Origin of the sequence: Streptomyces sp. NPDC005496 (genome assembly GCF_042872045.1) — a bacterium.
GTDB lineage: Bacteria > Actinomycetota > Actinomycetes > Streptomycetales > Streptomycetaceae > Streptomyces.
Map to the genome: position 1 here is coordinate 106,626 of NZ_JBIAJQ010000014.1, position 9,406 is coordinate 116,031.

Annotated in this window: 8 protein-coding genes; 7 read left to right on the forward strand and 1 reads right to left on the reverse strand. The window is 71.3% G+C overall.

Annotated elements, in window-relative coordinates; all coding sequences use genetic code 11:
- Nucleotides 1-42 precede the first annotated feature (42 nt).
- The 4 genes from ACFYQQ_RS34725 to ACFYQQ_RS34740 all read left to right on the forward strand — a co-directional run bounded on the left by ACFYQQ_RS34725 (nt 43) and on the right by ACFYQQ_RS34740 (nt 5,722).
- Nucleotides 43-1,410: a sensor domain-containing protein gene (locus ACFYQQ_RS34725; RefSeq protein WP_355782575.1), complete on the forward strand. Its 1,368-nt coding sequence runs from the start codon at nt 43-45 to the stop codon at nt 1,408-1,410.
- Between the two features lie 355 nt (nt 1,411-1,765).
- The gene (locus ACFYQQ_RS34730; protein ID WP_355782578.1) at nt 1,766-2,425 is read left to right on the forward strand and encodes a response regulator transcription factor; all 660 of its coding nucleotides are present in this window, start codon (nt 1,766-1,768) and stop codon (nt 2,423-2,425) included.
- A 296-nt stretch (nt 2,426-2,721) separates the two neighbouring features.
- Entirely contained in the window at nt 2,722-4,650 is a 1,929-nt protein-coding gene (locus tag ACFYQQ_RS34735; RefSeq protein ID WP_355782581.1) for a 2-oxoacid:acceptor oxidoreductase subunit alpha, read from the forward strand.
- Nucleotides 4,643-5,722 carry a 2-oxoacid:ferredoxin oxidoreductase subunit beta gene (locus ACFYQQ_RS34740; RefSeq protein WP_355782584.1) on the forward strand — a complete coding sequence of 360 codons (1,080 nt, stop codon included), beginning with the start codon at nt 4,643-4,645 and terminating at the stop codon, nt 5,720-5,722. Before ACFYQQ_RS34735 ends, ACFYQQ_RS34740 begins: the two co-directional genes overlap by 8 nt.
- A gap of 33 nt (nt 5,723-5,755) precedes the next feature.
- On the opposite strand, the gene ACFYQQ_RS34745 is transcribed toward ACFYQQ_RS34740, so the two are convergent.
- Nucleotides 5,756-6,151, reverse strand: a complete 396-nt coding sequence (locus ACFYQQ_RS34745) for a helix-turn-helix domain-containing protein (RefSeq protein ID WP_355782587.1) — start codon at nt 6,149-6,151, stop codon at nt 5,756-5,758.
- Between the two features lie 92 nt (nt 6,152-6,243).
- On the opposite strand from ACFYQQ_RS34745, the gene ACFYQQ_RS34750 reads away from it, so the two are divergent.
- From ACFYQQ_RS34750 to ACFYQQ_RS34760, 3 genes are all read left to right on the forward strand, one after another.
- The gene (locus ACFYQQ_RS34750) at nt 6,244-7,101 is read left to right on the forward strand and encodes an SDR family oxidoreductase (RefSeq protein WP_355782590.1); all 858 of its coding nucleotides are present in this window, start codon (nt 6,244-6,246) and stop codon (nt 7,099-7,101) included.
- Nucleotides 7,102-7,246: 145 nt separating this feature from the next.
- Nucleotides 7,247-8,233: an EamA family transporter RarD gene (rarD, locus tag ACFYQQ_RS34755; RefSeq protein WP_355794325.1), complete on the forward strand. Its 987-nt coding sequence runs from the start codon at nt 7,247-7,249 to the stop codon at nt 8,231-8,233.
- A gap of 135 nt (nt 8,234-8,368) precedes the next feature.
- On the forward strand, nt 8,369-9,319 hold the full coding sequence (locus ACFYQQ_RS34760; protein WP_356167130.1) for a M28 family metallopeptidase: 951 nt from the start codon (nt 8,369-8,371) through the stop codon (nt 9,317-9,319).
- The last annotated feature ends 87 nt before the right edge of the window (nt 9,320-9,406 follow it).

Below are 9,406 nucleotides of genomic sequence, written 5' to 3' on the forward strand. Positions count from 1 at the left end.
ACGACAGTTCACCGACCTGACGAGAAGAAACGGACGACGCCGATGGCCACGGACTACGGACAGGGATACGGGCGGCACGGCGGGCCCGGCTTCCACGGGGCGGGCGCCGAAGGCTGGACGCGGCGGCTCCCCGTCGCGCTGCGGGCGCCGGTCGAGGCCCGCAGTTGGCGCGAGTTCGGGTACCTCATGCTGAGCCTGCCGATAGCGATCGCCGGCTTCGTCTACGCGGTCACGATGGTCTCGCTCGGCGCGGGACTGCTGATCACGTTCCTCGGGGTTCCGGTGCTGGCGGCGGCGCTCGCCGGGTGCCGCGGGTTCGGCGCGCTGGAGCGGGCCCGGGCCCGGGCGCTGCTCGGCGTCGAGATCGCCGACCCCGAGCCGCTGCGCCGCAAGGGCCGGGGCCCGATGGCGTCGATGGGGGCGCTGCTCAGGAGCGGCACGTCCTGGCGGCACCTGCTCTACACGCTGGTGCAGTTCCCGTGGGCGGTGTTCGCGTTCGTGGTGGCGCTGTCGTTCTGGGCGTACGGCTGGGCGATGCTCACGTATCCGCTGTGGTTCTGGCTCTTCCCGCTGTACGGCGGCCAGGGCGGGCTCCAGCTCTACGGCGACGAGGGGCACCGGATCTACCTGGACAACCCGTTCGAGATCGGGGTGACGGCGCTGGTGGGGCTGCTGTTCACACTGGCCACGCCCTGGATCGTGCGGGCGCTGACGACCGTGGACCGGCTGATGGTGCTGGGGCTGCTCGGCCCGTCGAAGCTGGCGACGCGGGTGGTGGAGCTGGAGTCGGACCGCGGGGTGGTCGTGGACACGGCCGCCGCCGACCTGCGGCGCATCGAGCGCGACCTGCACGACGGGGCACAGGCCCGGCTGGTGGCGCTGGCCATGGATCTGGGGCTGGCGAAGGAGAAGCTGTCGGAGGACCCGCGCGAGGCGGCCCGGATGGTGGACGAGGCGCACGGTGAGGTGAAGACGGCGCTCCAGGAGCTGCGGGACCTGGCGCGGGGCATCCACCCGGCCGTGCTGACGGACCGCGGACTGGACGCGGCGCTCTCCGCGGTCGCCTCGCGCTGCACGGTGCCGGTGCGGGTCGAGGTGGACCTGCCGTCCCGGCCGGCCCCGGCCATCGAGGGCATCGCCTACTTCACGGTCTCCGAGCTGCTCCAGAACATCAGCAAGCACTCCAGGGCGACGCGGGCCACGGTCGACGTGTGGCGGGTCGAGAACCGGCTGATGCTCCAGGTCACGGACAACGGGGTGGGCGGCGCCGAGCCGTCCGCCGGGTCCGGTCTCGCGGGGCTCGCCGAGCGGCTGGACGCGGTGGACGGGATCCTCGTGGTCGACTCGCCGCCGGCCGGACCGACCCGGGTCACCGCGGAGCTGCCCTGGCGGGGACAGCACATCGCCTGACGGCGTTCCCGGCGTTCCCCGGACCCGGCCGCCGCCGCACACGGACAGGACGGCAAGCCCGACTCCACGTCGGGCTTGCCGTCGTCGCGCTGTCCACGCCCCAGGGACCGGACGGAGGGGGCGCCGGGCCGGGTGGTCCGGGGCTGCGGAAGCGGGGCGCGGCGGGCCCCGGTCCCGGTTCCCGTACGGATTCGCCGGCCCGGGCGCGGCACGGTTCGAATGCTGGAATGCTGGGGCTGTCGTACGAGCGGGACGGACCGGGCCGGGAAGTGACGCGGCGGTCCGCACGGGGTGGAAGAGAACCGGCGCGTGCCGGGCACAGGGCTGTGGGGGGCCGAAGATCGTGGAGGACAGGGTGCGAGTGGTCATCGCCGAGGATTCAGTGCTGCTCAGGGAGGGCCTGACCCGGTTGCTGACCGACCGCGGGCACGACGTGGTGGCCGGTGTCGGGGACGCGGAGGCGCTGATCAAGACGATCACCGAGTTCGCGGCCCAGGGCGAGCTGCCCGACGTCGTCGTGGCCGACGTGCGGATGCCGCCGACGCACACCGACGAGGGCGTCCGGGCGGCGGTGCAGCTACGCAAGGAGCATCCGGGACTCGGTGTGCTGGTGCTGTCGCAGTACGTGGAGGAGCAGTACGCCACCGAACTGCTGGCCGGTTCCAGCCACGGGGTCGGCTATCTGCTCAAGGACCGGGTGGCCGAGGTGCGCGAGTTCGTGGACGCGGTGGTGCGGGTGGCCCGCGGGGGCACCGCGCTGGACCCGGAGGTCGTGGCGCAGCTGCTGGGGCGCAGCCGCAAGCAGGACGTGCTCGCCGGGCTCACGCCGAGGGAGCGGGAGGTGCTCGGGCTGATGGCCGAGGGCCGCACCAACTCGGCCGTCGCCCGGCAGCTGGTGGTCAGCGACGGTGCCGTCGAGAAGCACGTCAGCAACATCTTCCTGAAGCTGGGGCTGTCTCCCAGCGACGGGGACCACCGGCGTGTTCTGGCCGTTCTGACCTACCTGAACTCCTGAGTGGCCGACACTGTGTCAGTTATCCAGCAGGCGTCGAGTCCGCTCGTGTGCAGTACGTAGCCGGGTGGCCGCGACACGCACCGAGCACGAGAACCGCAGAACGGCAGGGAAACGTCTTCACGTAGAGCGCCGGAGGGCGAGCACACCATGGCACAGCAGCGCGTCCGAGCGTCCCGAAACCGGGACCGTCATGCGAATGGCCGAGGGAAGGCGACCCTTACCGACGTAGGGTTGATCCTGGGAGGGTCGGCGGGACGACCGTTCCCAGACAGCCGCCTCGAGGGAGGTCCAGTTCAGTGACCAGCCAGGTCAGCAGTCCAACCGAACAGGCCGACGAAGCCGTCGTAGGAGAGCAGCGCAAACCGGCGGGCACGAAGGACGTACGCCGCCTCGACCGCGTCATCATCCGCTTCGCGGGCGACTCCGGTGACGGCATGCAGCTCACGGGAGACCGCTTCACCTCGGAGACGGCCTCCTTCGGCAACGACCTGTCCACCCTGCCGAACTTCCCGGCCGAGATCCGCGCCCCCGCGGGCACCCTGCCGGGCGTCTCGTCCTTCCAGCTGCACTTCGCCGACCACGACATCCTCACCCCCGGCGACGCGCCGAACGTGCTGGTGGCGATGAACCCGGCCGCGCTGAAGGCGAACATCGCCGACGTGCCGCGCGGCGCGGAGATCATCGTCAACACCGACGAGTTCACCAAGCGGGCGATGGCCAAGGTCGGCTACGTCACGAGCCCGCTGGAGGACGGCTCCCTGGACGGCTACAGCGTCCACCCCGTCCCGCTGACGACGCTCACCGTCGAGGCGCTCAAGGAGTTCGACCTGTCCCGCAAGGAGGCGGAGCGGTCGAAGAACATGTTCGCGCTCGGCCTGCTGAGCTGGATGTACCACCGGCCCACCGAGGGCACCGAGAAGTTCCTCAGGACCAAGTTCGCGAAGAAGCCCGAGATCGCCGCGGCCAACATCGCGGCGTACCACGCGGGCTGGAACTTCGGCGAGACGACCGAGGACTTCGCGGTCAGCTACGAGGTCGCCCCGGCGGCGCAGGCGTTCCCGACGGGCACGTACCGGAACATCTCGGGGAACCTGGCGCTGTCGTACGGGCTGATCGCGGCCTCGCGGCAGGCGGACCTGCCTCTGTACCTGGGCTCGTACCCGATCACGCCGGCCTCGGACATCCTGCACGAGCTGAGCCGGCACAAGAACTTCGGTGTGCGGACCTTCCAGGCCGAGGACGAGATCGCGGGCATCGGCGCGGCGCTCGGGGCGGCCTTCGGCGGTTCGCTCGCGGTGACCACGACGTCGGGGCCCGGGGTGGCGCTGAAGTCCGAGACGATCGGGCTCGCCGTCTCCCTGGAACTGCCGCTGCTGGTCATCGACATCCAGCGCGGCGGGCCCTCCACCGGTCTGCCGACCAAGACCGAGCAGGCCGACCTGCTCCAGGCCATGTACGGGCGCAACGGCGAGGCGCCGGTCCCGGTCGTCGCCCCGAAGACGCCCGCCGACTGCTTCGACGCGGCCGTCGAGGCCGCCCGGATCGCGCTCACCTACCGCACCCCGGTCCTGCTGCTCTCGGACGGCTACCTCGCCAACGGCAGCGAGCCCTGGCGCATCCCCGACATCGAGGAACTCCCGGACCTGCGCGTGCAGTTCGCCCAGGGGCCGAATCACACCCTGGACGACGGCACCGAGGTCTTCTGGCCGTACAAGCGCGACCCGCAGACCCTCGCCCGCCCGTGGGCCGTCCCCGGCACGCCCGGCCTGGAACACCGCATCGGCGGCATCGAGAAGCAGGACGGCTCGGGCAACATCTCCTACGACCCGGCCAACCACGACTTCATGGTCCGCACCCGGCAGGCCAAGATCGACGGCATCGACGTCCCGGACCTCGACGTCGACGATCCGGACGGCGCCGGCACCCTGGTGCTCGGCTGGGGTTCGACCTACGGCCCGATCACCGCGGCGGTCCGGCGGCTGCGCACGGCCGGCGAGAGCATCGCGCAGGCCCATCTGCGCCACCTCAACCCGTTCCCCCGGAATCTGGGCGCCGTCCTCGGGCGTTACGAGAAGGTGGTGATCCCCGAGATGAACCTCGGGCAGCTCGCCACGCTCGTACGGGCGAAGTACCTGGTCGACGCGCGCTCGTACAACCAGGTCAACGGAATGCCGTTCAAGGCCGAACAGCTTGCCACGGTTCTCAAGGAGGCCATCGATGGCTGAGACGACCACGGAGGGCACGGGCACGATCGAGGCGCTCTCCCTCGTGCCCAAGGCCGAGGCCAGGCAGTCCATGAAGGACTTCAAGTCCGATCAGGAAGTGCGCTGGTGCCCCGGCTGCGGCGACTACGCGATCCTGGCGGCCGTGCAGGGCTTCATGCCCGAACTCGGCCTGGCCAAGGAGAACATCGTCTTCGTCTCCGGGATCGGCTGCTCCTCCCGCTTCCCGTACTACATGAACACCTACGGGATGCACTCCATCCACGGCCGCGCCCCCGCCATCGCCACCGGCCTCGCCTCCAGCCGCCGGGACCTGTCCGTCTGGGTCGTCACCGGTGACGGTGACGCGCTGTCCATCGGCGGCAACCACCTCATCCACGCCCTGCGGCGCAACGTGAACCTCAAGATCCTGCTGTTCAACAACCGGATCTACGGGCTCACCAAGGGCCAGTACTCGCCCACCTCCGAGGTCGGCAAGATCACCAAGTCGACCCCGATGGGCTCGCTCGACGCGCCCTTCAACCCGGTCTCGCTCGCGATCGGCGCCGAGGCGTCCTTCGTCGCCCGCACCGTCGACTCGGACCGCAAGCACCTCACCGACGTCCTGCGCCAGGCCGCGGCCCACCCCGGCACGGCCCTCGTCGAGATCTACCAGAACTGCAACATCTTCAACGACGGCGCCTTCGAGGTCCTGAAGGACAAGCAGCAGGCCGAGGAGGCCGTGATCCGCCTGGAGCACGGCAAGCCGATCCGCTTCGGCGCCGACGGCGGCAAGGGCGTCGTCCGCGACCAGCTCACCGGCGACCTGCGCGTGGTCACCGTCACGCCGGAGAACGAGGCGATGATCCTGGTCCACGACGCCCACTCGCCGTCCCCGACCACCGCCTTCGCCCTCTCCCGCCTCGCCGACCCGGACACCCTGCACCACACCCCGATCGGGGTGCTGCGCTCGGTGGACCGGCCGGTCTACGACACGCTCATGGCCGACCAGCTGGACGCGGCCATCGAGCAGAACGGCAAGGGCGACCTGTCGGCCCTGCTGGCAGGCAACGACACCTGGACGGTCGTCGGCTGACCCCGCCTCGCGCGTCGTGCCGGGCCCGGACCGTCAGGTCCGGGCCCGTTCGTCCGCCCCGGCCCTGGCCTCGTCGTACGCGGCGCGGGCTTCGAGGACGGCGTCCATGCGGCGTTCGGTCCAGCCGGCGAGGGCGGCCACCTGCTCGGCGGCCTCGCGGCCGAGGGCGGTGAGCGAGTAGTCGACGCGCGGCGGGATCACGGGCTTCGCGTCCCGGTGCACCAGACCGTCGCGCTCCAGGGTCTGGAGGGTCTGGGTGAGCATCTTCTCGCTGACCCGGCCGATGGCCCGGCGCAGCTCGCTGAAGCGGTACGGGCGCTCGGCCAGCGCGATCAGGACGAGGACTCCCCAGCGGCTGGTGACGTGCTCCAGGACGAGGCGGTAGGGGCACATCGCCTCGCCGTCGGTGTTCCTCATACGTTCGGCCATGCCAGTACCTTACTTCAAAGTGGGTACTTTCCTTTAGTTAGTGCAGCTCCTAAGGTGAGTGGACACCCCCACCCCCAAGGAGTTGTTTCCGCATGAGCATCGTCGTCACCGGAGCCACCGGTCACCTCGGCCGCCTCGTCATCGACGGTCTGCTGGAGAAGGTCCCGGCCGCCGAGGTCGCCGCCGTCGTCCGCGACAAGGAGAAGGCCGCCGGTCTGGCCGCCCGCGGTGTCGAACTGCGCGTGGCCGACTACAACGCCCCCGAGACCCTCGCGGACGCCTTCGCCGCCGGCGACCGGGTGCTGCTGATCTCCGGCAGCGAGGTCGGGCGCCGCGTCGCCCAGCACCGTGCCGTGATCGACGCCGCGAAGGGCGCGGGCGTCGCGCTGCTGGCGTACACGGGCGTCCTCGGCGGTCCCGAGGCCGACTTCCTGCTGGCCGACGAGCACAAGGTGACCGAGCGGGCGATCCTCGATTCCGGTCTGCCGTACGCCTTCCTGCGCAACGGCTGGTACCACGAGAACTACACCGAGAACCTCGCCCCGGTCCTGGAGCACGGCGCCGTCGTGCAGAGCGCCGGCGAGGGCCGGGTCGCCTCGGCCTCCCGCGCCGACTACGCGGCCGCCGCCGTCGCCGTCCTGACCGGCGAGGGACACGAGAACAAGGCGTACGAACTCAGCGGCGACACCGCCTGGAGCTTCGCCGAGTACGCGGCCGAGCTGAGCCGGCAGACCGGCCGGGAGATCGGGTACAGCAGCGTTCCCGCCGAGGTCCACCAGGAGATCCTCGTCGGCGCCGGGCTGCCCGAGCAGTTCGCCGCGGTCCTCGTGGACGTGGACGGCGCCATCGCGCGCGGTCTGCTCGCCCGCACGGACGGCGACCTGGCCCGGCTCACCGGCCGCCCGACCACCCCGCTCGCGGACGCGATCGCGGCGGCCCTCAAGTCCTGACTCCGGGCCCCGGAACCCCGCGTCGCCGCCACCTCCCGCCCCCGTCTGTCATGACCGTATGCCGATACGGGCATGACAGACGGGGGCGCCCGGCGCTACCGTCGGGGAGGCTGCACGCGGGCAGCCGCGCGAGAGGGAGGCGCCGGTGGCCGGGCAGTCGAGGAGCGAGCAGCGGATAGGCCTGCTCAACGGTTTCGCGGCGTACGGCATGTGGGGGCTCGTCCCCCTCTTCTGGCCGCTGCTGAAGCCCGCGGGGGCCGTCGAGATCCTGGCCCACCGGATGGTGTGGTCCCTCGCCGTGGTCGGCGTCGCGCTGCTGGTGATGCGGCGCTGGGCCTGGCTCGGCGAGCTCGTGCGCCAGCCCCGCAAACTGGGTCTCGTCACGATCGCGGCGACGGTCATCACGGTCAACTGGGGCGTCTACATCTGGGCGGTGAACGCCGGGCACGTGGTGGAGGCCTCCCTCGGCTACTTCATCAACCCCCTCGTCACCATCGCGCTCGGCGTCCTGGTCCTCAAGGAGCGGATGCGCCCCGCCCAGTGGGCCGCCGTCGGCATCGCCCTCGCCGCGGTGCTGGTCCTGACCGTCGGATACGGGCGCCCGCCGTGGATCTCCCTCTGCCTCGCCTTCTCCTTCGGGACCTACGGCCTGGTCAAGAAGAAGGTCAACCTCGGCGGCATCGAGTCCCTCGCCGCGGAGACGGCGATCCAGTTCCTGCCGGCCGTCGCCTATCTGCTCTGGCTGAGTGCCCGCGGCGACTCCACGTTCGCCGTCCAGGGCGCGGGCCACGCGGCACTCCTCGCGTCGACCGGCGTGGTGACCGCGATCCCCCTGGTCTGCTTCGGCGCCGCCGCGATCCGCGTCCCCCTCTCCACGCTGGGACTCCTGCAGTACCTGGCGCCCGTCTTTCAGTTCCTGCTCGGCATCCTGTACTTCCACGAGGCCATGCCGCCCGAGCGCTGGGCCGGGTTCGCGCTGGTCTGGGTCGCGCTGTCGCTACTCACCTTCGACGCGCTGCGGACCGCCCGCCGCTCGGCGCTCGACCGGGCCGAACTCCACGCCCGCAGGAACGCCGTCACGGCCGCCGCCGTCCCCGCCACCGAGGACTCTCCGGTATACGAACGCCCGTGACCGAATACCGCTCTTGACGGTCAGTCAGTCCCAGCTTCACCATCCAGGCACCCCATTCACCGTGGAGTCCCCGGACGCCTCACGCATCCCCAGAGGCGGCCACGCGGGATCTCCCTGGAATTCGGAGCCCCCCACATGAAGCTCTCCATTCCTGGGCGTGCCTCGGCGGCCTCGGTCGTCGCCGCCGCCGCGCTGCTCGTAGGCGGGTCCATAGCCGGGGCGGCCCCCGCCCCCGAGGCAGTGGCCGCCGCCCCCGACATCCCCGTGGCCAACGTCAAGGCCCACCTCTCCCAGCTCCAGTCCATCGCCACCGCCAACGGCGGCAACCGCGCGCACGGCCGCGCCGGCTACAAGGCGTCCCTCGACTACGTGAAGGCCAAGCTGGACGCGGCCGGGTTCACCACGACCGTCCAGCAGTTCAGCTCCGGTGGCCGCACCGGCTACAACCTGATCGCCGACTGGCCCGGCGGCGACACCGGCCGGGTCGTCATGGCCGGCTCCCACCTGGACAGCGTGACCGCGGGCCCCGGCATCAACGACAACGGCTCCGGCTCGGCGGCCGTGCTGGAGGCCGCACTCACCGTGGCCCGGACGAACTACCAGCCCACGAAGCATCTCCGGTTCGCCTGGTGGGGCGCCGAGGAGCTGGGCATGGTCGGCTCGCGCTACTACGTGAACAGCCTCTCCTCGACGAACCGTTCGAGGATCAGCGGCTACCTGAACTTCGACATGATCGGCTCGCCGAACCCCGGCTACTTCGTCTACGACGACGACCCGGCGATCGAGAAGACCTTCAAGACCTACTTCACCGGGATCGGTGTCCCCACGGAGATCGAGACCGAGGGCGACGGCCGCTCGGACCACGCGCCCTTCAAGAACGCGGGCATCCCCGTCGGCGGCCTGTTCAGCGGCGCCGACTACATCAAGACCTCCGCGCAGGCCACGAAGTGGGGCGGTACGGCGGGCCGGGCCTTCGACGCCTGCTACCACTCGTCCTGCGACACGTCGTCGAACATCAACGACACGGCACTGAACCGGCACGCGGACGCGCTGGCGTACGCGGTGTGGGAGCTGTCGGCGGCGTAGGCACACGGGCGGGGGGCGGGGCGCGGGGGGGGGGGGGGGGCGGGGGCGCCCCCGCGCGGGAAGCCGGTGGCCCCCGGCCGGTGCGGG

Coding starts and splice junctions, on each gene's coding strand:
- ACFYQQ_RS34725 (WP_355782575.1), top strand. CDS start 43: ATGGCCACGGACTACGGACAGGGATACGGGCGGCACGGCGGGCCCGGC.
- ACFYQQ_RS34740 (WP_355782584.1), top strand. CDS start 4,643: ATGGCTGAGACGACCACGGAGGGCACGGGCACGATCGAGGCGCTCTCC.
- ACFYQQ_RS34745 (WP_355782587.1), bottom strand. CDS start 6,151: ATGGCCGAACGTATGAGGAACACCGACGGCGAGGCGATGTGCCCCTAC.
- ACFYQQ_RS34750 (WP_355782590.1), top strand. CDS start 6,244: ATGAGCATCGTCGTCACCGGAGCCACCGGTCACCTCGGCCGCCTCGTC.
- ACFYQQ_RS34760 (WP_356167130.1), top strand. CDS start 8,369: ATGAAGCTCTCCATTCCTGGGCGTGCCTCGGCGGCCTCGGTCGTCGCC.